This window comes from Microbacterium sp. Y355 (assembly GCF_059445345.1).
Genome location: NZ_JCAIUD010000001.1, coordinates 2,226,620 through 2,249,863 on the forward strand (window position 1 = coordinate 2,226,620; position 23,244 = coordinate 2,249,863).

Sequence of the window (23,244 nt, forward strand, 5' to 3'; positions counted from 1 at the left end):
GGTCACGCTCCGATTCCGAGGAAGGCGAAGATTGGGCCGACCGAGACGATACCCATGTACCAGGTCAGCAGAGTGACCACCGTACCTGCGATCAGCAGCCACAGCGGGTACTTCTTCGTGCCGAGCAGGTCACGCCGGAACCAGCCGATGTACATGAACACGGTGAGACCGATCGGGAGGATGAGCCCGTTGAAGCCACCGACGAACACCAGGATCGCGGCGGGGGCAGTGCCGATCGACAGGTAGACGATCAGCGACACGACGATGAATGCGACGGTCGCCAGTTGCAGCGCCCAGCCACCGAGCAACTTCTTGTTGAATGCCGACAGGAATGTCGCAGAAGTGTATGCCGCACCGATGACCGAGCTGAGAGCAGCCGCCCAGAAGATCGCACCGAAGATGCGGAGCCCCGCATCTCCGAGCACTGCGCCGAAGGCCTGACCGGCAGGGTTTGCCGCCTGGCTGGAGAGATCGAGAGCGACACCCGAGGCGACGACGCCGAGGATCGCCAGGAACAGCACGTAGCGCATGATGCCGGTGATGATGATGCCGTTAGCGGCAGCGCGCATGACCCGGCTGGCGTGCTGGGGTCCGGTCTGGCCGGAATCCAAGTACCTGTGTGCGCCCGAGTACGTGATGTAACCGCCGACGGTTCCACCGACGATGGTAGTGATGGTGGCGAAGTTCAGCTCGTCCGGGATGATCGTCTGTCGCAGCGCATCGCCGATTGGCGGCTGCGCGAGGATCGCAACGATGACGGTCATCACGATCATGCCGATACCCAGGACGATCAGCACGATGTCCATCACCTTGCCGGCCTTCTTGACCAGGAAGATGATGATTGCCAGCGCGGCGGTCAGCATCCCGCCGATCTTGGGATCGATGCCCAGCAGCGCGTTCAGACCCAGGCCACCACCGGCGATGTTTCCGATGTTGAAGGCGAGACCGCCGATCACGACGAGGATCGCGATCACGTGTCCAGAGAACGGGATCGCCGCATTCGCGAGCTCACCGGCGCGTTTGCCGGATGACGTGATCATCCGCCAGACGTTTAGCTGCACGGCAATGTCGATCAACACCGAGACGAGGATGGCGAACGCGAACGCCGACCCCATCGTGGCAGTGAAGGTCGCGGTCTGCGTGATGAAGCCGGGGCCGATGGCGGAAGTCGCCATCAGGAAGATCGCGCCGATGACGGCGCTACGACCGGCGCGCTTCTTCACGGCGGCCAGCTGAGATTCAGTCTGAGATTGCTCGGACATGGAGGGGGTTCCCATCGTCTTTGTTGGGTGTCGGGTGACACCGAGTGTAGAACAAGATCGAGCTGATTGTTCTACAACTTTGTTTCCGGCATGCTACGAGTGTCGAACCAGACGCATAACATGAAGGCGTGATCCAACAGGGAGTACTGGCCGATGTGCTGCGACAGAGCATCATCGATGGCGATTTCGCGCCAGGGTCCCGCCTGTCCGAATCCGCACTGGCTGAGCGATTTGAGGTGTCGCGCAACACGCTGCGCGAGGCATTCCGAGTACTGGCCGAGCAAGGGCTCATCGAGCACATTCCGAATCGCGGCGTCTCTGTCGCGGCCCCCACGATCGCTGACGTCATCGACATCTATCGCGCGCGCCGCATCATCGAATGCACTGCGCTTCGCCAGTCAGAACCGGAGCATCCGGCGGTGCAACTGATGAAGGATGCCCTCGCTGAAGCCGAACTCCACCTGCCCCGTGATCAATGGCGTCGAGTGGGCAGCGCGAACATGGCCTTCCACGATGCGATCGTAGCCTTGGCAGACAGCCCGAGACTCGCCCGCACCTATCGAAACCTCGCTGCCGAGTTGCGGCTGGTGTTCCTTGAGATCGACGATCCCCGCGCGCTCCATGAGCCATTCGTGCGCAAGAACCGTGTCGTTCTCAAGACTTTCCTCGAGGACGGCCCCCACGCCGCAGCCGACGCGCTAGAGGGCTATCTCATCCAATCCGAACGACTCGTGCTGGGCGCGTTCGCCCGAATGGGCCGCGAGTAGCCAGGAATAGATTCCGGGTCGGGGCCGTTCCAACTGACATGAACGAAAAACTTGCCGCGGCAACCACCATGGGAGCCGTTACCCTGCTCGTCGGTGACCTCGATGCGATGACGGCGTTCTACCGCGACGTCATCACGCTTCAGGTGCAGAGCGCCGAGCGCGATTCCGTGGTGCTCGGTCGCGCGGGGACGCCGATCGTGATCCTCCAGCATGAGCCGACGCTCGCGCACGCGGCGACCGGCTCCGCAGGGCTGTACCACACAGCGATCGTGTTCGAATCGCAGGCAGCTCTCGCATCCGCTCTCCTCTCGGTCGCTCAGCGCGCGCCACAGACCTTCACCGGAAGCGCCGACCACCTGGTCAGCCAGGCCTTCTACCTCACCGACCCTGAGGGCAACGGCATCGAGCTGTACTGGGACCGCGACCGCTCGGAGTGGTCGTGGACGCACGGCGAAATCGAGATGGCCACCCTCTACCTCGACCCGAACACGTTCCTGAAGGAGCATTTCACCGAGGAGACGGCGACCGAGACCGCGCCCGCACAGATCGGCCACGTGCACCTCTCCGTCGGCGACATCGCCACCGCCCGCGAGTTCTACGTGGGTCGCCTGGGATTCGACGCCACGGCATCCCTAGGTAACCAAGCACTGTTCGTCAGCGCCGGCGGCTACCACCACCACATGGCGATGAACGTCTGGAACTCGCGTGGCGCGGGTCCGCGAATGCCAGCACTCGGCCTCGGTCAGATGGATCTTGCCTTGCCGAATGCGGATGCTCTTGGCGAGCTGAACGAGCGGTTGACGCACTTCGGCACCCAGGTGCAGGATGACGGTCGCACCCTGACCTTCACCGACCCGTGGCGCAACACACTGAAGGCGCAGTTGGCCTGATCTGGGACGAGCGACAGCCCCTACGTCGAAGCCCGCACCACCAGCTCAGTCGGCAGGATCGTGGTCTGCGGCGGCTCTCCACCGTTCAGGCGCGACATCAGCACCGCTGCCATCGTCTCCCCCATCGCATACATGGGCTGACGCACGGTGGTCAACTGCGGAACGGAACTGAGCGCCACCGCTGAGTCATCGAAGCCCACGATGGCGACATCCTCCGGCACGCGGATTCCCTCGGCGCGCAGCACGGTCAGCGCACCGCGCGCCATGAGGTCGCTGGCGATGAAAATAGCATCAGGCACCCCGACTTCGAGGATGCGCCTGGCGGCCTCGCCGCCGCTCTCCTCACTGAAGTCGCCCTCGGCTTCGGCGAACGGGGTGAGACCCGCCTCCGCGAGCACATCGCGAAAACCCTGCACGCGATCGAGCGACGCGATCATTGTCAACGAACCGGAGATCGTCGCGATGCGCTTTCGCCCGATGTCAATGAGGTGCTGGGTGGCACCGCGCGCCGCCGAGACGTTGTCGACATCGACAACGTAATCACTTGGACGCGGATGCGCCGAGCGCCCTCCGAACACCACCGGCACAGCATCCGTGATCTGGTCGATGAATGCGTCGCTGGTGTGATGCGAGACGATCAGCGCACCGTCGACGCCCCCATTGCGCACGAAACTGGCCATCTTCGCGCCGGGGTCGTCGCTGGCGATGAGCAGATTCAATAGATAGTCGGATCCGCCGAGAGCACTGGTGATGCCTGCAACGATCGATGCGAAGAAGGGCTCACCGAAGAAGCGTGTGGTGTCTTCTGGAACAATCAGCGCGATCGCATGCGTCTGCCTGGATGCGAGCGAACGGGCCGCACGATTGGGCACATAGTTGAGCGTCGAAATCGCGACCTGCACGGCTTCGAGTGCCTCGGGGCTGACGGCGGTCGATCCGTTGACCACACGCGACACCGTCGACCGTGACACTCCGGCGGCAGCCGCCACCTCTTCGATGGTCGCGCGTGACGGCACAGCTCTCCCCTCCTTCGCGCGCTCAGAGAGAACGAGCGGCGATGATGCGAGCGTACTCCCGACCGCTGTCTTTGATGCTGCGCTCTTGAGTGTCGTAGTCGACTCGAACGATGCCGAAACGCTTGTCATAGCCCCAGGCCCACTCGAAGTTGTCGAACATCGACCAGTAGAAGTAGCCACGCACGTCGACTCCGGAGTCCGCAGCATCCAGCACTGCACCGAGGTGCAGACGCAGGAACTCGGCGCGATCCGTGTCGTGGACGCGTGTCTCGCCGTCCTCGACCACCGCGACGTCATCGTAGGCCGCGCCGTTCTCGGTCATGTAAAGCACGGTGCCTGCGGGCTGGGCGTACTCGGTCCAGACGCGCTGAAGCAATCGAGTGAGCCCCTCCGGCTGCACCTCCCAGTTCTGGGCGGTGCGCGGCAGGCCCCGCTCGACAGAATGGATGCCATCGCTCGACGGATACGGGCTTCGGGTCTTGCGCTCGGTGCTCGGACCACCGGAAACGGTAGACGTGGCGGGCGCCGTGCCTGAGACAAAATCGCCGTGGTAGTAGTTCACTCCCTGGGTGTCGATCTTTTGTGAGATCGTCTCCAGGTCACCGTCATGGATTGCGGCTTCGAATTGCGCCACGGCATCGGCATCCACCGCACGGATGTCATCGACGATGTCGGCCGGGTAGACGCCGAGGTAGAGCGGGTCGAGGAACCAGCGATTGAACTGCCCATCGATACGGCGCGCCGCATCGACGTCTTCAAGGTTCTGCGGGTCGGCGGGGTCGGCAACCGTGTGGTTGAGCGTGATGCCCAGGTCCAGCGATGCGTCGCGGCCGCGCAACTCGCGAACGGTCTCGCCGTGGGCGAGCAGTAGGTGATGCGAGGCGAGCAGGCCTTCGGCAATGCTCGTGTGACCCGGCGCGTGCTCACCCCCGGTGTAGGAGAGGAAGGACGAGCACCACGGCTCGTTCAGCGTCGTCCACACATTCACTCTGTCACCGAGCGCGTCATGCATAGTGCTGGCGTACTCAACGAAGCGCTCCACGCTGTCGCGATTCGTCCAGCCGCCGTTCTCCTGCAGCGCCTGCGGCATATCCCAGTGGTAAAGCGTCAGCCAGGGCAAGATGTCGGCAGCCAGCAGTTCGTCGACCAGCCGTTTGTAGAAGTCGACGCCCTTTTCGTTGACCGCTCCGCCATCCGGACGCACCCGCGACCAGGAGGTCGAGAAGCGGTACGTTTGCAATCCGAGCTCGGTCATGAGCGCGACATCCTCGGGATAGCGGTGGTAGTGATCGCACGCCACATCGCCGTTTTCGCCACCGATGACCGCACCAGGAACCCGTGCGAATTTGTCCCAGATCGACGCCGTACGCCCATCTTCGAAGGCCGCACCTTCGATCTGATAGGCCGCTGTTGCCGCGCCGAAGAGGAAGTTTGTCGGGAACGTCCTGGAAGTCATAGAGGTCATCCTTTCACCGCGCCAGCCATGATGCCGCTGACGAGCTGCTTGCCTGCGACCACGAAGAGCACAAGGAGAGGGAGCGTCGCGAGCACAGCACCGGCGAGCACGATGGAGTAGTCGATGTAATAGCCGGACTGCAGCTGGCTGAGCGCCGTCTGCAGCGTCGGATTCTGCGGAGAAAGGACGATCAGGGGCCAGAGGTAGTCCGTCCACGCCGTCATGAATGTGAACAGTCCGAGGATCGCCATAGCCGGGCGAGCAGCGGGAATACCCACGGTGAGGAACGTTCGGAACTGGTTCGCGCCATCCATCCGTGCGGCTTCGATGAGCTCATCCGGGATGACGTCGACGAGGTACTGGCGCATGAAGAACACACCGAACGCCGTCACCAGCATCGGGATGATCACCGCACCGATCGATCCGGTCCAGCCGAGCTGTCTCATCAACATGAACAGGGGGATGATGCCGAGCTGCGTAGGGATCGCCATCGTGGCGATAACGAACACCATGAGTCCCTCTCGCCCACGGAAACGCAGCTTCGCGAAGGCATACCCGGCGAGAGTGGAGAATGTCACGACGGAGACGGTGATGATCGTCGAGATCAGTAGAGAGTTACCCAGCGCCAGCCAGAACGGGATGGCGTCGAGCACCTTCGCAGCGTTGGTGAAGAAGTTGCCACCGGGGATGAGCGGGAGCGTTTCACCGCGGGTGGAGTTGGTGCCGCTGGCGACGACGACAGACCACCACAGCGGATAGACGCTGCCGATGATGAAGGCGGCGAGAAGCCCGTAGGTGAGGAAGCCGGGCCGGCTGCCGATGCCCGCGGATCCAGAGCTGACTCCGCGGCGCTTGCGGAGCTTCTCCGGCACACTCATGGCCTGGGTGGCGGTCATCGCTGGGCTCCTGTCGTGTTTTTGCGCGCTCGGCGACGCTTCGCTCTCGGGGCATCCCCGGTGGATATTCCTCGGGTGATCAGGAAGTTGATCACACCGATCCCCACGATGAGAACGAACAGCAAGATGGCAACGGCGGATGCCTCACCGAAGTCACGCCGGAAGAAAGCGAGCTCCCACATGAACAGCACTGTTGTCTGGAATTGCCGGTCACTGCCGCCGATACCGCCCGCCGTGGAAACGTCGAACAGGCGGGGCTCGGCGAAGATCTGCAGGCCACCGATTGTGGCCGTGATGATCACGAAGATCAGTGTCGGGCGGATTGTCGGGATCGTGATCGAGAAGAAGCGCCGGATCGGGCCTGCGCCGTCGATGGCAGCGGACTCGTAGAGATCACGCGGCACCGCCTGCATCGCGGCGAGCAGGATGAGGGCGTTGTAGCCGGTCCAGCGGAAGTTCACCATGACCGCGATCGCGATATGCGAGAGGAACGTGTCGTGCTTCCACTCCTGGTCGGCAATGCCGATCAGGTTAAGGAGGTTGTTGGCGAGGCCGTCCGCTTCGTTGAAGATACTGGAGAAGATGATCGCGACAGCGACAGGGGTGACCACGAACGGGATGAGCACGCTCATCCGCCAGAAGGTCGGTGCCCGCAGCCCGCGGTCAAGAAGATAAGCGACCACAAGCGCTACGGCCAGCTGCGGAATCGCGGAGAGCAGGAAGATGCTCAGAGTGTTGAAGATCGAGTTCCAGAACATCGAGTCGCCGAGAATCTCGATGAAGTTGCCGAGGCCAACGAACTCGCCCTGCCCCTTGAGCAGGTCCCACTCGAAGACCGCCACGTAGACGGTGTAGAGCAGCGGGAAGAGCCCGACCAGGCCGAAAAGGAGAAAGAACGGCGAGATATAGAAGTACGGTGACGCCTTCATATCGAATCGTGAGCGACGGTGACGCCAGGAAGGTTTCCCCGCGGAATGGGGCACCCGAGCGGATGCCGTGTCCGTGCGCTGCACGGGAGGGACAGTGAGTGTCATTGCTTCGTTCCTTCTTTATCCACCGGGCCAGCAGCGACAGGCTCGGGAACCGAAAGGTTCCCGAGCCTGTCGAAGGATCAGCCGACGAGTTCGTCCAGAAGCGCCAGAGCCTTGTCCCACGCCTGCTGCGTGTTCACCTCTCCGCGGTCGAGACTGGTCAGCGCGGGGCCGAACACGTTCTCCTGGATGATGGAGTCGTCCGGGCCCTTGAACTGCGCTTCGACGCCCTCTGCGCGTGCCGCGAGGATCGCACCGGTCGGCGCGTCGTTGAAGATCTCGTTCGGTGTCGCCTCAGCCGCGAGCGTCTCCTGAGCCTTGATCGTCGACGGGAAGTTGCCCGCGGCTGCGGACTGCTTCACCTGCTGCTCAGGCAGCGTCAACCAGCTGGCGAGTTCCGCAGCTGCTTCCTGGTGCTCCGAGGTCTCCGGAACCGTGAGGAACGCGCCACCCCAGTTGGTCGGTCCTCCGGGGAACACGTCGGCGAAGTCCCAGCCTGTCGACGCGTCACCGCCACCTGATTCGAGCTTGCCGGTGATGTTTCCCAGCATCCATCCGGGGCACACGAAGGTCGCGAACGAGCTGTCGACAAACGACTTGCCGCCGTTCCAGTCCCACGCGGCTTCTGCAGCCGACTGGCCACCTTCGACTGCAGTCCCCAGCAGTTCGAAGCGCTCCTGCATCTCAGTGTTGCCTTCGACGTTCAGCTCACCGTCGGCCGTGTAATAGCCCTCGTCGAGCTGGTTGATCATGGAGTTCCAGACGAAGCCGGAGTGATCAAACCATGCCTTGCCCGTCTTCTCTGTGTAGTCGGCGCCGACGGCGAAGTAGTTCTCCCAGTCGCCGTTAAGCAGCTCGGCGACGGACTCGCGGTCGCTAGGGAGCCCTGCGGCCTCGAACGCGGGGCCGTTGTAGCAGATGCCGCTTGGGCCGATGTCGGTGCCGTAGCCGATCACGCGGCCTTCAGGGTCCGTGCCCTGATCGTACTTCCACTCGACCCAGTCGTCCTTGCGGTCTTCGATGCCGAAGTCACGCTGGTCGACGAACAAGTCGGAGACCTCCATGATCGCGCCGAGCCAGCCCTCTTCGATCGCGACGACGTCGCTGAGGCCACTGCCTGCCGCGATCTTGGTGAATGTATCTGTGCGGGCGTTGCCACCGGTGTCGATGTTGTTCGCCTCGATGGTGATGTTCGGGTTGGCGTCTTCGTATTCCTTGTAGAGGTCGTCATAGCCGAAGACGCCGAACGTGGTGACGGTCAGAGTGATCTGCTCGTCAGCGTCGGCACCGGCGTCGGCGCCTGCGTCTGTGTTGCCGGCGCCAGCAGAACAGCCGGCGAGGGCGAGGGCAGAGATGGATGCGACGGCAGCTGTAGTCAGAATCCGTCGGCGGGCACGTGTATTCACGGTCACTCCTTTGTGCGAGATGGTGCGGTGATAGTGCGGTAATAGGACATTCATGGAAACGTGGGAGCGCTCCCACGAACTGATGTGAAACTCTATGGGAGCGCTCCCACGAATGTCAAGCCCTCGAAACACTCACAGGGCGCTGGAGTACGATCTCTCAGTGCCCTCTGCCGAACTCACCCCTGCTCTGACCCGCGCCGAATCGCTCATCCGCAGCATCCCGGACTATCCAGAACCCGGCATCCTCTTCCGCGACATCACTCCGCTGCTGGCGGATGCTGACGCGCTGCGCGCAACGACCGAGGCGATCATCGAACCCTTCATGGGACAGTTCGACGTCATCGCCGGCATCGAGGCGCGGGGATTCTTGATCGCAAGCGCCGCTGCGATCGTCGCCGGCGTCGGGCTGGTGCCGATCCGCAAAGCGGGCAAGCTCCCCAGGCCCGCAGCATCCATCGACTATGCCCTCGAATACGGCACCGCGACGATCGAGATGCACGACGACATTCCGGCCGGCTCGCGCGTGCTGCTCATCGATGACGTGCTCGCCACCGGAGGCACACTCGCCGCCGGACGGCAGCTGATCGAGCGCCTCGGCTCACACGTCGCAGGCATTTCGGTACTGTTCGAGATCGACGGCCTCGGCGGACGCGAACTCATCGGCGACCTGCACACCGTCTTTCACTCCTGACAGCGCCTCGCGCATCTCGAACCCTCAGCTGATTTGGCGGGGGTCCTGCAGGGCAGACATCGCCTCGACGAGGCTTCCGTGGATGTACTCGAGCTCGGGCGAGGTGAAGTTCGACCAGTCCTCGACCTCCGCGCCATCACCATCGGTCGCCCAGTCCGCGCCGTCAGCGGCATCCGGTTCCGCTGACCATTCGCCGGACGCTTCCTGCGGGGCGTGCCGGTAGACCCACCATAGGTTGCCGGACGGGTCCGAGAAACGGGAGAAGGTGTCACCGAAGAAGTCGGTGGGACGTGTCACGATACGCGCACCCAGCCGCACCGCGCGCTCGAGCGTCGCGTCGACATCGTCGACGTAGACCTGGATGAACCCCGGAGTGAAAGGCCAGTCGGCCTTGCGATCTGCGACAGTGATGAGCGAGTCGCCGATGAGCAGTTCGGAGTGCAGGATGAGTCCGTCGGTATCGAGAGTGCGTGCCTCCGGCACATCGACAGCACCGAAGACCTCAGCAAGGAATGCGATGATCCCGGCCGCGTCATCGGTCATGAGGAACGGGTTGATGGTGTTGGAACCAGTGGGTCGAGCGGGCAGAGAGGTCATGATCGTCCTTTCGTTGACGCCAGCTTGTCACTCAACCGGGACATCTGGTGTCCTTAATTGATTCCGAATCGGCGCACGAAATCGGCCCCTCACCCGAAGGCGAGGGGCCGAGCCGAGACGTCAGATCACTCGTAGAGAACCGCGGCGATCTTCGGGTCTTCGAGGTTCGTGGCGTCGTACCAGTACGAACCAGTGTCATAGAACTCATCAACGGCCTCGCCGTTGGCCGCGTCATACGCTGCCTGAACGACCTGAGCGCCGATACCGATCGGGTCCTGCGTGATAGCGCCGGCCATCGTGCCGTCCTTGATGGCGTTGATCTGCGCGGCACCGGAGTCGAAGCCGATGATCGTCAGCTTGCCCTTCTCGAGGCCGAGCTCGCCGACAGCGTTCACGACGCCGATGGCGGAGCCCTCGTTGGTGCCGTAGATACCCTTGAGGTCGGGGTGCGCCGCGATCATGGCCTTGGCGATGTCAGCCGACTTCAGGTGATCGCCGTCGCCGTACTGGATGTCGACGATCTCGATGTCCGGGTACTCAGACTCCATCTGGTTGACGAAGCCATCACGGCGCTCGACACCGGTCGAGTTGATCTGCGAGTGTCCAACAATGGCGACTTCGCCCTCGCCGCCGATGAGCTCGGCCATGTGATCTGCAGCCAGTGCACCGGCGACCTCGCTGTCGGTTGCGGCCAGGCTCAGGCCGACATCACCGTTGCAGGGAGCGTCGAAGTAGACGACGGGGATGTCCTTGGACTTCGCCTGCTCGAGCGGTGCAACGCACGCCTCGGGGTCGAGCGCCGCGTAGGCGATAGCATCCGGGTTCTTGTCGATCGCTGTGGTGAGCATCTCGAGCTGCTGGGCGATCTCGGTCTCGGCGGCGGGGCCATCGAAAGTGATCTTGACGCCGAGCTCTTCCGCCCGCTCCTCAGCACCCGTCTTCACGGCCTGCCAGAACTGGTGCTGGAAGCCCTTTGAAACGAGGGCGATGTACATTTCGTCGCTGCTGCTGCCGCCGTCAGTGCCTGCGCCCTCGTCGATGACGTCGCCGCTGCCTGCGCAGCCCGCCATCACAAGCGCAGATGCGGCCACGAGTGCCGCGAATGCGGTCTTCTTGCCAAATCGCATGGGAAACTCCATTGTTCTGTGGGTGCCGATCTCGCGACCGACGATGTGGACATTCCGGTGGTGTGTGCCGGTGCGGATCACTCCGCGATTTTCGGCCGAAGCCGATCGTGGTGGTGGCGGGCACGGGTATCGCCACCACCCGAGGATCAGGTTCGCTGGCGGTTGCGCAGCGAATCGAGGAAGACGGCCAGCAGCACCACGACACCGACAACGATGTTGCGCCACTCGGTCTGGATCGAGAGGATGCTGAGACCGTTGACGAGCACGCTCATGATCAGCGCGCCGATTACGGTACCGATGATCGAGCCACGGCCACCCAGAAGAGACGTCCCGCCGATGATGACGGCCGCGATCGCCTGCAGCTCGTAGCCAGTGCCGATCTGCGGCTGAGCCGAGTCGAGGCGTGAGGCAATGACGACGCCGGCGATGCCGGTGAAGGCGCCAGCGAACATGTAGATGAGGATCGTCCAACGGCGGGTATTTACGCCAGACAGACGGGTGGCCTCTTCATTGGAACCGATCGCGAAGGTGTAGCGACCCAGCAGCGTCTTGGAAAGCACGAGGAATGCCACGATCGCCAGCAGTGCGGTGATGAGGACGGCGTTCGGGATGCCGGGGATGATCGTGCCGAGAGCGATCCTCTTGAAGTCAGGCGCAGACGTCGAGAAATAGATCGGTGCGACACCGGAGATGACCAGGGCGAGACCGCCGGCGATCATCATCATCGCCAGAGTGGCGATGAATGGTGGAAGGCGCAGATACGCCACATTCACGCCGTTGACCAGCCCCATCAGCACACCCGTGGCGATACCGCCGATCACCCCAAGCCAGACCGGAAGACCCATGTTCGTGATGAACACACCCGTCATCACCGAACACAGTGCCATACCTGTACCCAAGGACAGGTCAATGCCACCGGTGATGATGACGAACGTGGTACCAAGCGCCAGGATGCCGATGACTGCTGTCGATAGGAGCACCGAGGCGATGTTGCTGAACGTGAAGAAGTTCGGGCTCGCGAGCGAGAAGAAGATCAGCAGCACAACGAGCGTGCCGAACGCGAGCGATTGCTGTGCCTGACGCTTCAGGAAGCCGCTGACATCACGCTTGTCGGTGTTCTCGTTGACTGCCTGCTGGATGACGGTCGTCGTCGATCCGGGCTGTTGCGGCGTGCTCATCAGTCTTCCTCCCCATGGGCTGCGAGTTGCATGATCTTCTCCTGGCTGGCTTCTTCGTTGCGGAGTGTTCCGGTGATCCGACCGTTCGCGAACACCGCGATGCGGTTGGCGACGCGGAGGATCTCTGGTAACTCGGACGAGATGACAATGATGGACTTACCGGTGTCAGCGAGCTGCTGCATGAGCCGGTAGATCTCTTCCTTTGCGCCTACATCGATCCCTCGAGTCGGCTCGTCGAAGATGAGGATGTCGCAGTCGCGCATCAGCCAACGGGCGATGACGACCTTCTGCTGGTTTCCGCCCGACAGCAGCTTGACCATCTGGTTGACCGATGGCGTCTTCACACGCAGCTGCCGCACGTAGTCCTTGGTCTGATTCTTGGCCTTGCTGTCGCCCATCCAGCCGATCGCGTTGGTGTATCGGCCGAGGGATGCCAGGACGGTGTTGAATGTGACGTCCTGCTCGAGCATGAGACCGAGCTGCTTGCGGTCCTCGGAGAGGTATCCGACACCCCGCTTGACGGCATCCTCAGGCTGACGGATCTTGGCGACTCGACCGTTGATGGAGATGGTCCCTGCGCTGCGCGGATCGGCGCCGATCACGGCGCGAGCGGTCTCGGTTCGGCCTGCTCCCATGAGTCCGGCGAACCCGAGGATCTCGCCCCGTCGAAGCTGGAAGCTGACGTCCTTCAAGAGCGCCTTGGTCGACAGGTTCGCCACGTCGAGAACGATCGGATCGTTGTCGTGATCGCGGGCCGTCGGACGGGTTCCCTCGTCGATGACACGACCGACCATCATCTCGATGATCTTGGGGATGCTGATCTCACTCTTCTCAAGTGATCCGATGTATTGACCATCGCGGAGCACCGAGACACGATCCGCGAGACGGCGAAGCTCGTCCATACGATGTGAGATGTAAACAATGCCGGTGCCGTTCGCCTTGAGCTGTTCGATCAGAAGGAAGAGCGTCTCCACCTCGCTGTCGGTGAGCGCTGACGTCGGCTCATCCATGATGAGAACCTTGGCGTCGAACGACAGCGCCTTGGCAATTTCGACCATCTGCTGCTCGGCGACCGTCAGCTCTCCGACGCTCTGCTTCGGGTTGAGCGCGATACCCAGACCCTTCAGCAGTTCGGAGGTCTGCCGGTTGAGCTTGCGCTCGGAGAGCAGAGGCCCTGACCTGGGCTCCCTGCCGATGAAGATGTTCTGCGCAACTGTGAGGTCAGGCATCATGTTCAATTCCTGATGGATGATCGTGATGCCGAGCTGCTGCGCCTGAAGCGGGCTGGTCAGTTCGACTTCGCGACCCTCGAAGGTGATCGTGCCCTCATCACGCATGTAGATCCCGGAGAGGATTTTCATCAGCGTCGACTTACCGGCACCGTTCTCGCCCACGAGAACGAGTACCTCGCCGGCGCGCACTTCGAGGTGCACATCCTGGAGTGCCTGCACGCCGGGGAAACCCTTGCTAATGCCTTCCACCCGAAGAATGGGATCGCTCATATGCTCGCCTGCTCCCTTGGAGGTCCTGTTGTCTGTCGTGATGCGTGGACGCTGACGCGCCGGATCAAACATCGGGTCAATTCTCTACCAGCATCCACTTCGATGCAAGTTGTACCTAAATGTACCTAACCCCGCCTTGCCATGCTAGACCTGTAATAACAAGTTGGTCACAACAGTGCCGCTTAGTGCAACCGGATCGAGTCCACAGCGACGAGCTTGTCGCGGATGTACGCGTTGGCGTGAGTGCCGAGTTCGACATTGTCGGTCCAGAGATTGCGCCAGATTCCGAGCATGCGGCTGAGGTTGGGGGCGACGACTGCCGACGAGAACGACTCGAACACGATCGGCCCCTGAAAATCGATACGAGCGAGCGCCTTGAAGAAGTTGTCGAAGTCAACCGTGCCGGTGCCAAGATAGCCGCGGTGGCTCTCTCCGATGTGTACGTAGTTCAGACGCTGCGCAGTATCGAGCACCGGGGAGAACATATCCGATTCCTCGATGTTCATGTGGTAGGTGTCCAGGTGCACACCGAGGTTCGCGCGATCGACATCCGCCGCATAGGCGAACGCCTGGCGTCCGGTGTTGAGCACGTTGCTCTCGTAGCGATTGACGACCTCGACCGACACCGTCACCCCCCGCTCGGCAGCGTGATCGGCGACCTTTGCGATGACACGCTTGCTGCTGGCAAGGCCTTCCGCGGTGACCGGGTCCATGTACTTGCGCATCGCGCTGTAGATTACGCCGCAGAAGTGCTCACCGCCGAGCTCGGCGACGATGTCGACCGCACGCAGCAGCAGCGCCTCACCCGCCGCGACGACCTCAGGTTCGGAGCTGGTGACGTCGGTCGCCTCTGAGAGGCCGAGCGATGCACTGACGGCGAGATTGTGCTCTTCGAGAGCCTCCTTCGCTGCCGCGACATCGAAGCTGAACGGGTCCATCAGCGGGAACTCGATCAGGTCGAAGCCGGCTTCTTTCGTCTTCTCGACCGCGAGGCGAATGCCGTCCGCGTCGAAGGTTCCTGTCCAGACCAAGCCATGGCAACCAATGTTCATAGTGATCGGACTCCTTTGTCGCTCTGCCGATTGGCACGTTCCAAGTTTTAATGCTGATCCATACGATACGAGCGTCGAAAGCGATCTGTCAAGACAGACTTGTAACGTGCCAAGTCGCGCGGATATGCTGGACGCTCCCCCACGAACCAGGAGTGCGATGACCGCCAGCGTGAAAGATGTCGCGGCGCTGGCCGGAGTCTCGTCCTCGACGGTCTCGAACTATCTGAATCATCCGCACCTGCTGGGCGAGGCCACCCGAGAGAAGGTGCGTTTGGCGATCACGCAACTGCGCTTCGTGCCCAATGAGTCCGCACGCCAGCTGCGGGCAGGTTCCAGCCGAACGCTTGCACTGATCCTGCTCGATGCCTGGCTGCCATACTTCAACGAACTGTCCCGAGGCGTCGAGGACACCGCGCGCGAGGGCGGCTGGTCGCTGTTCTTCAGCAACAGCGCTCGCGATGCCGAGCAGGAGTTGCGCAACATCGAGCTGTTCGAAATGCACAGGGTGCAGGGCATCGTGATCTCGCCGCTAGGCAATGTCGTCCCTCGGCTCGAGCAGCTCGCCGATCGCGGCATCCGCTCGGTCACGATCGGCCCAGTGCAGGACTCAGCGAAGGTCGCATCCGTGCTGTTCGACGACCGCGGCGGCGCCCGCCTCGCGGGCGCACACCTGGTGGACCTCGGCCGAGACCGGATCGCATTCATCGGCGACCCCGAACGAGTCGTGCAGACTGCCCAGCGCCTCTCCGGGCTCCAGGATGCCGTGGCAGGCACGCAGGCGCAGGTATCGGTGTTCCCCGTTGCCGGGCTCTCGATCGATGCCGGGTTGCAGGCCGCAGCATCTGTGCTCGCACTGCCGAACGATGAACGCCCGAACGCGATCTTCGCCACCAACGACATGGTGGCCATCGGCGTGCTCACCGCGCTGCTGCGCGCAGGCGTCGCGGTTCCGGATGAGATCGCACTGGTCGGATTCGACGACGTCGAGCAGGCCAGCCAAAGCGTCGTGCCGCTGACGAGCGTGCGTCAGCCCGGGTACGAGCTGGGGCGCGCGGCAGGCACGATGCTGCTGCAAATACTTGCCGACCCTTCGGCGCCGTTGCCGGCGACGAAGGAGTTTCCGGCCGAGCTCGTCGTGCGCGAGTCGACCGTCGGCTCCTGATCGGCGCCGGGCCTCCCGCTACACAGAGGCGTGCCCGACGACCCCCTTGCGCAGCAGTGCATTGCCGTACTTGCGCGTCTCGCCGGTGCGGACGATGAGGTACGCGACCTCTGCGATGTCGTAATAGGCGAAGCGCTCGACGAACTTGGTCGTCTCGACCGTTGTTCCGGCGGCGGCCATCAGCTCGCGCTGAACGTCGAGAACTTCGCCGTCGGCGGAGGCCATCAGGTCGAGACCTGGCGCATCATCCAGCGGGATCACCGTGCGGATAGCTGCCAGGACCTCAGGTGTCGTCGTCCCCGGCAGATCGATGGCGCGTTCCCCCAGCGCCCAGGCGGGGAAGTGCGCGTCCGCGATCACGACGGAATCGGAATGTCCCATCCGGTCGAGGTGCAGCAGCAGTTCACCTGTGAGCAACGGATCAATTCCTTCAAGCATTTTTCTCCTTGCTGTTCCCGTCGCGATTTCTGTCGCCTGGCGCGCGGTCAGCCGACAGAAATCGCGTCGGGATGCTGTCGATTCATCCGGGGATTAGTGCTTCGGCGATGAGCTCGAGCCAGAACGCGGCGGGGATCGGCGCGGCGGCGAGGGCCGCGTTCTGACGCACCTGTTCCGGTCGGGAGCTGCCGACCACGACCGAGCGAGTTACTGCATCCCGCAGCGGAAACTGAATTGCCGCAGCCGGAAGCAACACATCGTGCGCGCGGCAGACGGCAACGATGCGCTGCAGACGGTCCCAGATCTCGTCAGGCATCCCGCCGTATTCGTATCGGCTGCCGCGAGTCGGTTCTGCCTTCGCGAGCAGGCCGGAATTGAACACGGATGCCGCGACCACACCGGTGCCGCGCTCGCGACAGGCCGGCAGCACGTCGGCAGCCGCCGGCTGCTCCAGCAGCGTGTATCGGCCGGCGATCATGACGACGTCCAGGTCGGCTCCGCGCACTGAGCGGGCGAGCGCATCACTGGTCATTGCCCCCACACCGATCGCGCCGATCGCCCCCTCAGCGCGCAGCTGTTCAAGGGCGGGGAATGCTTCGGCGAGCGCCAGATCGAGGTCATGCCGCTCTGGATCATGCAGGTACGCGATGTCGATTCGGTCGAGCCCCAGGCGCTCCCGGGATTCATCGAGTGATGCGCGGATGCCGGCATCCGAGAAGTCCCACACTCGCTGCAGGTCGTTCGGCACGAAGAAGTCGTTGTCGGTGTCGAGCCCGCCATCGAAATCGGGGTTCAGCCGCAGCAGGCGACCGACCTTGGTCGAGACGACGAACTCGTCACGCGGCTTGGTCTGCAAGAACGCCCCAAGGCGACGCTCGGAAAGGCCGAGCCCATAGTGCGGTGCGGTGTCGTAGTAGCGGATGCCGCTGTCCCACGCCGCGTCGAGCACGGCCCATGCTTCGGCATCCGTCAGCGCGCGAAAAAGGTTGCCGACGTTCGCTGCGCCGTACCCGAGCGCCGGGATGTTCAGGTCAGTCCGTGACATACGCACCCGTCCAGGTGTACTTCGTGATGCTTTCCGCCTTCATCTCCATGCTGGCACCTGCAGCGGTGGGCGGCATGTAGGAACCGCCCTGAATGTCGGTCGGTGTGACGAAGTGCTCGTGCAGGTGATCGACGAACTCAATCAAGCGTCCCTCTCGGGTGCCGGTGATGGCGACGAAGTCGAACATCGACAGGTGCTGCACCGCTTCGCAGAGGCCCACGCCGCCCGCATGCGGGCAGACCGGCACACCAAACTTCGCTGCCAGCAGCAGGTTGGCGATGTTCTCGTTGACACCGGCGACGCGCACGGCATCGATCTGCATGACCTCGATAGCGTTCGCCTGCAGCAACTGTTTGAAGATCATCCGGTTCTGGGCGTGCTCGCCGGTTGCGACACGAATCGGAGCGATGCCCCGGGCAATCTCGGCGTGGCCGAGGATGTCATCGGGACTGGTGGGCTCTTCGACCCAGGCCGGGTTGAACTCGGCGAGCGCGTTCACCCACTCGATCGCCTCGGAGACCTCCCAGCGCTGGTTCGCGTCGATCGCGATCGGGAAGTCAGGGCCGCACACCTCGCGCGCCTTGCGGAAGCGGCGGATGTCGTCGTCGAGGTCCGCGCCGACCTTGAGCTTGATCTGCGTGAAGCCGTCAGCAAGGGCCTCCCGGGCGAGGCGCTCGAGTTTCTCGTCGGAGTAGCCGAGCCAGCCGGGACTCGTGGTGTATCCGGGGTATCCGGTGGCGAGGAGTTCTGCCTCGCGTTCGGCGCGGCCGGGGACCGCCGCCTGGAGAATCTCGAGCGCCTGCTCAGGTGTGAGCACGTTAGTGAGATAGCGGAAGTCGACGAGCGAGACGATCTCTGCGGGCGTCATCCTCGACAGCAGCTGCCAAAGCGGAAGGCCTGCACGCTTGGCCTTGATGTCCCACAGCGCATTGATCACGGCGCCGATAGCCATGTGCATGACGCCCTTTTCTGGGCCCAACCAGCGCAGCTGCGAGTCGCCGATGATGTCACGGAACGTCGTCCCCATGTCGTCGAGCAGCGGCTCGAGCTCCCGCCCAACGAGATGACCGGCGAGTGCGTTGATACCGGCGACCTGCACGTCATTGCCCCGGCCGATCGTGAACACGAAGGAGTGTCCGGCGATGTCATCCGCAGCGTCGGTGCGGATGATCACGTATGCCGCGGAGTAGTCGGGGTCGGTGTTCATGGCGTCCGAGCCGTCAAGGCTCAATGACGTAGGGAAACGGATATCTGTGGTCTCGAGTGCAACGATGCGGCTCACGGGGTTCCTCTCCTGGTGCAGCACGAAATTTCTGCACGGATCTCTTGGAGTGTAAACATCCGATGTCTATACTGTCAATCAGACGTGCCGCCCGATGGCGGCCCCCTAACGAGGTAGGAGAACTATGAAGTTCGCGCGGCTTGGCGCCCCTGGATCCGAAATTCCCGTCCTGGTTGACGGCGATCGTCACCTCGACCTACGACCCGTGACATCCGACGTCAACGGGGATTTCCTCTCCGGCGATTTCCGTTCGCGAGTGGCGGCCGCCCTCGCCGCTGGCGAGCTCGAGGAGCTTGAAGGGGCAGCAGATTTGCGCATCGGCGCTCCCATCGCACGACCCAGCGCCGTCATCTGCATCGGCATGAACTACGCCGCGCACGCGGCTGAGTCAGGTTCCGAGCCACCGAAGATTCCGATTCTTTTCTTGAAGACCCCGAACACGGTCGTCGGTCCGAATGATGACGTGACCATCCCCCGCGGCAGTGAGAAGACCGACTGGGAGGTGGAGCTCGGCGTCGTGATCGGCAAGCGTGCCGCCTATCTCGACAGCGTCTCGGAGTCACTCGACCACATCGCCGGCTTCGTCACCGCCAACGACGTCTCTGAGCGTACGTTCCAGATCGAGGTCTCAGGCGGACAGTGGTCGAAGGGCAAGATCGCCGCCGGCTTCAACCCCACCGGCCCCTGGCTGGTCACCCCTGACGAGGTCGATCATCAGAACCTGGACCTGCGCAGCTTCGTAGGCGGTGAGCCCCGTCAGGATTCGAACACCCGTGACATGATCTTCTCGGTCGAGCACATCGTGCACCACCTCTCGCAGTACGTGACGCTCGAGCCCGGCGACCTCATCCTCACCGGCACACCGCAGGGCGTGGCCCTTTCGGGCAAGTTCCCCTACCTGAAGGCCGGCGATGTCGTCGACATCGAAATCGATGGCCTCGGCCACCAGCGGCAGAACTTCGTGGCATGGGAGCCGACCCGATGAGCGCCACGCTTGAGGGTCTCGTTGCAATCGTCACCGGCGGCGCATCCGGCATCGGCGCGGCGATCGCATCCCGGCTGCACGCTGACGGAGCGCAGATCGCCGTACTCGATCGCGACCCTTCCGGCGCCGACGAGCGCTTCGCCGCGTTCACCGCTGATGTGTCGGATCGCGCCAGCGTGGATGCCGCGGTCGCGGCCGTCGCCGAGAAGTTCGGCCGCATCGACATCGTCGTGAACAACGCCGGTATCGGTGCGGTCGGCGACATCAGCGCGAACGACGACGAAGAGTGGGCACGGGTGCTCTCGGTGAACGTCACCGGCATCGCCCGCGTGACCTCGGCGGCGCTTCCGTGGCTGCGCCAGTCGCCAGCCGCTGCCGTGTGCAACACGGCATCCATCGCTTCGTCGACCGGCCTGCCGCAGCGTGCGCTGTACACCGCGTCCAAGGGTGCGGTCTCCGCTCTCACGCGCGCGATGGCCGCGGATCATCTGCGCGAAGGCATCCGCGTCAACGCCGTGAATCCTGGCACCGCGGACACTCCGTGGGTCGGACGCCTGCTCGGCCAAGCCGATGACCCCATGGCTGAGCGCGCGGCGCTCGAGGCCCGTCAGCCGCACGGCCGCCTGGTCAGCCCGGAGGAGGTCGCCGCCGCTGTGGCGTATCTGGTCTCTCCTGGCGCCGGCTCAACGACCGGCACGTTCATCGAGGTCGACGGCGGTATGGCGCAGCTGCGCCTGCGCGCCGAGTAGGCCTGACCCGCGCGGCCTGCGCGAGGGGTCGCAGATCGTCGCATCCACCCACAGATAGCGACCACCTGCGACACCCGCCGCGGCGCAGGTCCGTCCGCGCGGAGCGAGGGGTCACACATCGCCGCATCCACCCGCGAGTAGCGGCCATGTACGACACCTGCCGCGGCCCGCCCTCCGGCCGCGCCCAGCGAGGGGTCACACATCGCCGCATCCACCCACAGATAGCGACCACCTGCGACACCCGCCCCAGCCCGGGGCCGCGACCCCGCAGGCACACCCGCTGGCTACCCGATCCCGTAGAAGCGCTCCGCGTTGCGGTACAGGATCGCGTCGGTGTCTAGTTCGTGAGACGCGGCCCAGGATGCCACGGCACCCGTCCAGGCTGCGATGGCAACAGGATCAACGGTCGCGACAGTTCCAGATGCGCGCACCGCGGACACCGGCCAATCGCTGCCGAACATCAGCCGGTCGGGTCCGAATGCGGCGAGCGCGACGTCGAGAAAGGCCACCATCTGCGCTGCATCCCATGCACCGTCGGCCTCGGCGGGAAGCCCGGAAAGTTTGCAGAACACCCGGGAGTTCGCGGCGAGCGCATGCATCCCGTCTGACCATTGCGTCGACGGCGCAGCCGGCGCCTCAGCCGTGCCGACCGAGGGCTTACCGAGGTGATCGAGGACAATCCGCAGCTCGGGCAGCTCCTCCGCGAGGGCGACCACATCTTGCAGCTGCGCCGGCCCCCGCACGCACGCGTCGAAGGTCAGATCCCGCTCCACGAGCGCCAGCACTCCGGCTCGGAACGCGGCAGTACCCGCGAAGCCCACACGTTCGCCCTGCAGCAGGTGGCGCACACCGACGACGAGCGGCTTCTCAGCCACGGTATCCAAATGCTCGATCGTGGCCGCACCGCGATCGAGTCGCGCACCGGCGACGATCCCCCGTACCCCGACGCGCGCAGCCAGCGACGACACCCACTCGACCTCGTCGAGGTATTGCCCTTCAGCGCTGCCAGCCTGAACGAAGATGAAGTCGCGCGTGCCGTCGAGACCGCCAACGGCGACAGCAAGCTCGTCCACAGCAAACCGCGCCCGCAATGGACCCTCGAGCCACGAATACTCGAGACGCTCCGGATCCCACAGGTGCAGATGTGAATCAAGAATGCGCATGCACCCATCCTGCCGGAAACATCGGATCACTGGCTAGGATTGTGGCTATGGCAGTCACTGACGAGGCGATTGAGAAGATCAAGGCGATGATCATGTCCGGGGAGCTCTCCCCCGGAGACCGCCTTCCGCCCGAGAAGGAACTCGCCGAGCGGCTCGGTCTCTCCCGCAACTCCATGCGCGAAGCGGTCAAGGCGCTCGAGGTCATCCGCGTACTCGATGTGCGTCGTGGCGACGGCACCTACGTCACGAGCCTAGAGCCGCATCTGCTGCTGGAGGCCATCTCGTTCGTCGTCGACATGCATGACGACGACTCGATGCTCGAGATCTTCGCTGTGAGGCGGATGCTGGAGTCCCAGGCGACGGGCCTCGCCGCCACGCTCGGCACCCCCGAGGCGCTCGACGCGATGCACCGCGAACTCGAAACTGTCGACGCCGAGGTCACGATCGATGAACTGGTCGAGCACGACATCCGCTTCCACCGCGACATCGTCCGTATGGCCGGTAACTCCTATCTCGCCAGTCTCATCGAAAACCTCAGCAGTCAGACGGTACGCGCACGAGTGTGGCGAGGCCTCACCGAGCAGGGTGCCGTCGAGCGCACGTTGTCGGAGCACCGCGCCATCGCCGAAGCGATCGCCCAGCGCGACCCGAACCTTGCGACTTCCCTCGCCACGGCGCACATCGCCGGCGTTGAGCGTTGGCTTCGTCAGGCCGCAGCCGCGACCGACGACCGACGCCTGACACCTGACACCTGACGCTTGACGCCTACCGAGGCGGCTCAGGCCCCGATCCGGCCCATGGCGGCGTCGAATTCGACGGCTGAACTGTCGCTGACCTCGTGGAACAGCACCTGGTCAAGCACGTCGGGTGCGGCGGTGAAGTACGGCACGCCGGCCAGCCGCAGCCTGGTGATGTCATCTGCCGAACGCAGACTCGCGGCAAGCACGTTCGTCGCGCTACCTGCACACACCTCCTGCATCTCGGCAATCAGCGCATCACCATCGACACCGGCATCCCTCAGCCGGCCGAGATAGGGCGCGATGTACGTCGCCCCGATACTCGCCGCGGCGAGCGCCTGCGCCACCGAGTACACGGCTGTGATGAGAACCGTCGCGCCGTCGGCGACAAGAGCGGATGCCACGGCGAAGCCATCGGCGGTCGCCGGGACCTTCACCGCCACACGCTCGCCGAGCGCGCGGATCATCGCAGCATTGCGTAGAAGCTCAGCGCGGTCAGCACCCCACGTCTGGAAGAAGATCTCCTTCGCGCCTTCAGACTCCCACCGCTCGTATAGATCGGGAATCTCGGCGGCTTTGCGTCCACCACGCTCGAGGATCGTCGGATTGGTGGTCACGCCGTGTACGACTCCGGCATCCAGAAGCCGTGAGACTCGCTCGAGATCGGCACTGTCGACGTACAAGCGCGGGGCAACGGCTGCGACTGCAGACATGTCTTCGACTCCTTAGATGCAACCTGTCGTTACAAGTACAGACTCGGCTAATGTAATGACAGGACTCGGCGAAGTCAAAGAAGACCTCCGCCAAAGAAG

At 63.6% G+C, this 23,244-nt stretch carries 23 protein-coding genes; 7 read left to right on the forward strand and 16 right to left on the reverse strand.

The features are described 5' to 3' along the window. Positions 1-2: 2 nt before the first annotated feature. On the reverse strand, positions 3-1,262 hold the full coding sequence (locus AC1C2O_RS10660; RefSeq protein ID WP_495430404.1) for an NRAMP family divalent metal transporter: 1,260 nt from the start codon (positions 1,260-1,262) through the stop codon (positions 3-5). Positions 1,263-1,390: 128 nt separating this feature from the next. Here AC1C2O_RS10660 and AC1C2O_RS10665 point away from each other — a divergent pair, with 128 nt between their 5' ends. Together AC1C2O_RS10665 and AC1C2O_RS10670 are read left to right on the forward strand one after the other, a co-directional pair. Beyond that, positions 1,391-2,029 (forward strand): GntR family transcriptional regulator, encoded by a 639-nt coding sequence (locus AC1C2O_RS10665; RefSeq protein ID WP_495430405.1) that lies wholly within the window; start codon positions 1,391-1,393, stop codon positions 2,027-2,029. A gap of 38 nt (positions 2,030-2,067) precedes the next feature. Further along, positions 2,068-2,919 (forward strand): VOC family protein, encoded by an 852-nt coding sequence (locus AC1C2O_RS10670; RefSeq protein ID WP_495430406.1) that lies wholly within the window; start codon positions 2,068-2,070, stop codon positions 2,917-2,919. 20 nt (positions 2,920-2,939) lie between these two features. On the opposite strand, the gene AC1C2O_RS10675 is transcribed toward AC1C2O_RS10670, so the two are convergent. The 5 genes from AC1C2O_RS10675 to AC1C2O_RS10695 all read right to left on the reverse strand — a co-directional run bounded on the left by AC1C2O_RS10675 (position 2,940) and on the right by AC1C2O_RS10695 (position 8,724). Next, positions 2,940-3,935 (reverse strand): LacI family DNA-binding transcriptional regulator, encoded by a 996-nt coding sequence (locus AC1C2O_RS10675; RefSeq protein WP_495430407.1) that lies wholly within the window; start codon positions 3,933-3,935, stop codon positions 2,940-2,942. Between the two features lie 22 nt (positions 3,936-3,957). Further along, a complete protein-coding gene (locus tag AC1C2O_RS10680) occupies positions 3,958-5,391 on the reverse strand; it encodes a GH1 family beta-glucosidase (protein WP_495430408.1) in 1,434 nt (477 codons plus the stop codon). Between the two features lie 5 nt (positions 5,392-5,396). Beyond that, complete coding sequence (locus AC1C2O_RS10685) at positions 5,397-6,287, reverse strand: carbohydrate ABC transporter permease (protein WP_495430409.1); 891 nt, start codon at positions 6,285-6,287, stop codon at positions 5,397-5,399. Beyond that, on the reverse strand, positions 6,284-7,321 hold the full coding sequence (locus AC1C2O_RS10690) for a carbohydrate ABC transporter permease (protein WP_495430410.1): 1,038 nt from the start codon (positions 7,319-7,321) through the stop codon (positions 6,284-6,286). The genes AC1C2O_RS10685 and AC1C2O_RS10690 overlap by 4 nt, the downstream gene beginning before the upstream one ends. A 77-nt stretch (positions 7,322-7,398) precedes the next feature. Then, positions 7,399-8,724, reverse strand: coding sequence for an ABC transporter substrate-binding protein (locus AC1C2O_RS10695; protein ID WP_495430411.1), 1,326 nt, complete (start codon positions 8,722-8,724; stop codon positions 7,399-7,401). Between the two features lie 160 nt (positions 8,725-8,884). Here AC1C2O_RS10695 and AC1C2O_RS10700 point away from each other — a divergent pair, with 160 nt between their 5' ends. Next, positions 8,885-9,415 (forward strand): adenine phosphoribosyltransferase, encoded by a 531-nt coding sequence (locus AC1C2O_RS10700; protein WP_495430412.1) that lies wholly within the window; start codon positions 8,885-8,887, stop codon positions 9,413-9,415. Positions 9,416-9,439: 24 nt separating this feature from the next. On the opposite strand, the gene AC1C2O_RS10705 is transcribed toward AC1C2O_RS10700, so the two are convergent. The 5 genes from AC1C2O_RS10705 to AC1C2O_RS10725 all read right to left on the reverse strand — a co-directional run bounded on the left by AC1C2O_RS10705 (position 9,440) and on the right by AC1C2O_RS10725 (position 14,871). Next, positions 9,440-10,012, reverse strand: coding sequence for a VOC family protein (locus AC1C2O_RS10705; protein WP_495430413.1), 573 nt, complete (start codon positions 10,010-10,012; stop codon positions 9,440-9,442). Positions 10,013-10,137: 125 nt separating this feature from the next. After that, positions 10,138-11,139, reverse strand: coding sequence for an ABC transporter substrate-binding protein (locus AC1C2O_RS10710; RefSeq protein ID WP_495430414.1), 1,002 nt, complete (start codon positions 11,137-11,139; stop codon positions 10,138-10,140). Positions 11,140-11,285: 146 nt separating this feature from the next. Then, entirely contained in the window at positions 11,286-12,317 is a 1,032-nt protein-coding gene (locus AC1C2O_RS10715) for an ABC transporter permease (RefSeq protein ID WP_495430415.1), read from the reverse strand. Further along, positions 12,317-13,819, reverse strand: a complete 1,503-nt coding sequence (locus AC1C2O_RS10720) for a sugar ABC transporter ATP-binding protein (RefSeq protein WP_495430416.1) — start codon at positions 13,817-13,819, stop codon at positions 12,317-12,319. The genes AC1C2O_RS10715 and AC1C2O_RS10720 overlap by 1 nt, the downstream gene beginning before the upstream one ends. 182 nt (positions 13,820-14,001) lie before the next feature. Then, on the reverse strand, positions 14,002-14,871 hold the full coding sequence (locus tag AC1C2O_RS10725; protein WP_495430417.1) for a sugar phosphate isomerase/epimerase family protein: 870 nt from the start codon (positions 14,869-14,871) through the stop codon (positions 14,002-14,004). A gap of 157 nt (positions 14,872-15,028) precedes the next feature. Here AC1C2O_RS10725 and AC1C2O_RS10730 point away from each other — a divergent pair, with 157 nt between their 5' ends. After that, positions 15,029-16,033, forward strand: coding sequence for a LacI family DNA-binding transcriptional regulator (locus AC1C2O_RS10730; protein ID WP_495430418.1), 1,005 nt, complete (start codon positions 15,029-15,031; stop codon positions 16,031-16,033). Positions 16,034-16,051: 18 nt separating this feature from the next. Here the strand turns inward: AC1C2O_RS10730 and AC1C2O_RS10735 are convergent, their stop codons facing one another. From AC1C2O_RS10735 to AC1C2O_RS10745, 3 genes are all read right to left on the reverse strand, one after another. Further along, a complete protein-coding gene (locus AC1C2O_RS10735) occupies positions 16,052-16,471 on the reverse strand; it encodes an RbsD/FucU family protein (RefSeq protein ID WP_495430419.1) in 420 nt (139 codons plus the stop codon). Between the two features lie 82 nt (positions 16,472-16,553). Next, positions 16,554-17,516, reverse strand: coding sequence for an aldo/keto reductase (locus tag AC1C2O_RS10740; protein WP_495430420.1), 963 nt, complete (start codon positions 17,514-17,516; stop codon positions 16,554-16,556). Then, positions 17,503-18,798 carry an L-fuconate dehydratase gene (locus AC1C2O_RS10745; protein ID WP_495430421.1) on the reverse strand — a complete coding sequence of 432 codons (1,296 nt, stop codon included), beginning with the start codon at positions 18,796-18,798 and terminating at the stop codon, positions 17,503-17,505. The genes AC1C2O_RS10740 and AC1C2O_RS10745 overlap by 14 nt, the downstream gene beginning before the upstream one ends. A 124-nt stretch (positions 18,799-18,922) precedes the next feature. On the opposite strand from AC1C2O_RS10745, the gene AC1C2O_RS10750 reads away from it, so the two are divergent. Both AC1C2O_RS10750 and AC1C2O_RS10755 read left to right on the forward strand, forming a co-directional pair. Further along, positions 18,923-19,783, forward strand: coding sequence for a fumarylacetoacetate hydrolase family protein (locus AC1C2O_RS10750; protein ID WP_495430422.1), 861 nt, complete (start codon positions 18,923-18,925; stop codon positions 19,781-19,783). Next, positions 19,780-20,532, forward strand: a complete 753-nt coding sequence (locus AC1C2O_RS10755) for an SDR family NAD(P)-dependent oxidoreductase (RefSeq protein WP_495430423.1) — start codon at positions 19,780-19,782, stop codon at positions 20,530-20,532. The genes AC1C2O_RS10750 and AC1C2O_RS10755 overlap by 4 nt, the downstream gene beginning before the upstream one ends. A 284-nt stretch (positions 20,533-20,816) precedes the next feature. On the opposite strand, the gene AC1C2O_RS10760 is transcribed toward AC1C2O_RS10755, so the two are convergent. Next, positions 20,817-21,695, reverse strand: coding sequence for an amidohydrolase family protein (locus AC1C2O_RS10760; protein ID WP_495430424.1), 879 nt, complete (start codon positions 21,693-21,695; stop codon positions 20,817-20,819). Positions 21,696-21,742: 47 nt separating this feature from the next. Here AC1C2O_RS10760 and AC1C2O_RS10765 point away from each other — a divergent pair, with 47 nt between their 5' ends. Next, on the forward strand, positions 21,743-22,450 hold the full coding sequence (locus tag AC1C2O_RS10765; RefSeq protein WP_495430425.1) for a FadR/GntR family transcriptional regulator: 708 nt from the start codon (positions 21,743-21,745) through the stop codon (positions 22,448-22,450). A 23-nt stretch (positions 22,451-22,473) separates the two neighbouring features. Here AC1C2O_RS10765 and AC1C2O_RS10770 read toward each other — a convergent pair whose 3' ends face one another. Beyond that, positions 22,474-23,145, reverse strand: a complete 672-nt coding sequence (locus AC1C2O_RS10770; protein ID WP_495430426.1) for a transaldolase family protein — start codon at positions 23,143-23,145, stop codon at positions 22,474-22,476. Positions 23,146-23,244 lie beyond the last annotated feature (99 nt).

Excerpts from the sequence above, each read along its gene's own strand:
- AC1C2O_RS10725 (WP_495430417.1), bottom strand. The coding sequence starts at position 14,871 with ATGAACATTGGTTGCCATGGCTTGGTCTGGACAGGAACCTTCGACGCG.
- AC1C2O_RS10660 (WP_495430404.1), bottom strand. The coding sequence starts at position 1,262 with ATGTCCGAGCAATCTCAGACTGAATCTCAGCTGGCCGCCGTGAAGAAG.
- AC1C2O_RS10710 (WP_495430414.1), bottom strand. The coding sequence starts at position 11,139 with ATGCGATTTGGCAAGAAGACCGCATTCGCGGCACTCGTGGCCGCATCT.
- AC1C2O_RS10720 (WP_495430416.1), bottom strand. The coding sequence starts at position 13,819 with ATGAGCGATCCCATTCTTCGGGTGGAAGGCATTAGCAAGGGTTTCCCC.
- AC1C2O_RS10715 (WP_495430415.1), bottom strand. The coding sequence starts at position 12,317 with ATGAGCACGCCGCAACAGCCCGGATCGACGACGACCGTCATCCAGCAG.
- AC1C2O_RS10680 (WP_495430408.1), bottom strand. The coding sequence starts at position 5,391 with ATGACTTCCAGGACGTTCCCGACAAACTTCCTCTTCGGCGCGGCAACA.
- AC1C2O_RS10765 (WP_495430425.1), top strand. The coding sequence starts at position 21,743 with ATGGCAGTCACTGACGAGGCGATTGAGAAGATCAAGGCGATGATCATG.
- AC1C2O_RS10750 (WP_495430422.1), top strand. The coding sequence starts at position 18,923 with ATGAAGTTCGCGCGGCTTGGCGCCCCTGGATCCGAAATTCCCGTCCTG.
- AC1C2O_RS10690 (WP_495430410.1), bottom strand. The coding sequence starts at position 7,321 with ATGACACTCACTGTCCCTCCCGTGCAGCGCACGGACACGGCATCCGCT.
- AC1C2O_RS10755 (WP_495430423.1), top strand. The coding sequence starts at position 19,780 with ATGAGCGCCACGCTTGAGGGTCTCGTTGCAATCGTCACCGGCGGCGCA.
- AC1C2O_RS10670 (WP_495430406.1), top strand. The coding sequence starts at position 2,068 with ATGAACGAAAAACTTGCCGCGGCAACCACCATGGGAGCCGTTACCCTG.
- AC1C2O_RS10735 (WP_495430419.1), bottom strand. The coding sequence starts at position 16,471 with ATGCTTGAAGGAATTGATCCGTTGCTCACAGGTGAACTGCTGCTGCAC.
- AC1C2O_RS10760 (WP_495430424.1), bottom strand. The coding sequence starts at position 21,695 with ATGCGCATTCTTGATTCACATCTGCACCTGTGGGATCCGGAGCGTCTC.
- AC1C2O_RS10770 (WP_495430426.1), bottom strand. The coding sequence starts at position 23,145 with ATGTCTGCAGTCGCAGCCGTTGCCCCGCGCTTGTACGTCGACAGTGCC.
- AC1C2O_RS10730 (WP_495430418.1), top strand. The coding sequence starts at position 15,029 with ATGACCGCCAGCGTGAAAGATGTCGCGGCGCTGGCCGGAGTCTCGTCC.
- AC1C2O_RS10740 (WP_495430420.1), bottom strand. The coding sequence starts at position 17,516 with ATGTCACGGACTGACCTGAACATCCCGGCGCTCGGGTACGGCGCAGCG.
- AC1C2O_RS10685 (WP_495430409.1), bottom strand. The coding sequence starts at position 6,287 with ATGACCGCCACCCAGGCCATGAGTGTGCCGGAGAAGCTCCGCAAGCGC.
- AC1C2O_RS10705 (WP_495430413.1), bottom strand. The coding sequence starts at position 10,012 with ATGACCTCTCTGCCCGCTCGACCCACTGGTTCCAACACCATCAACCCG.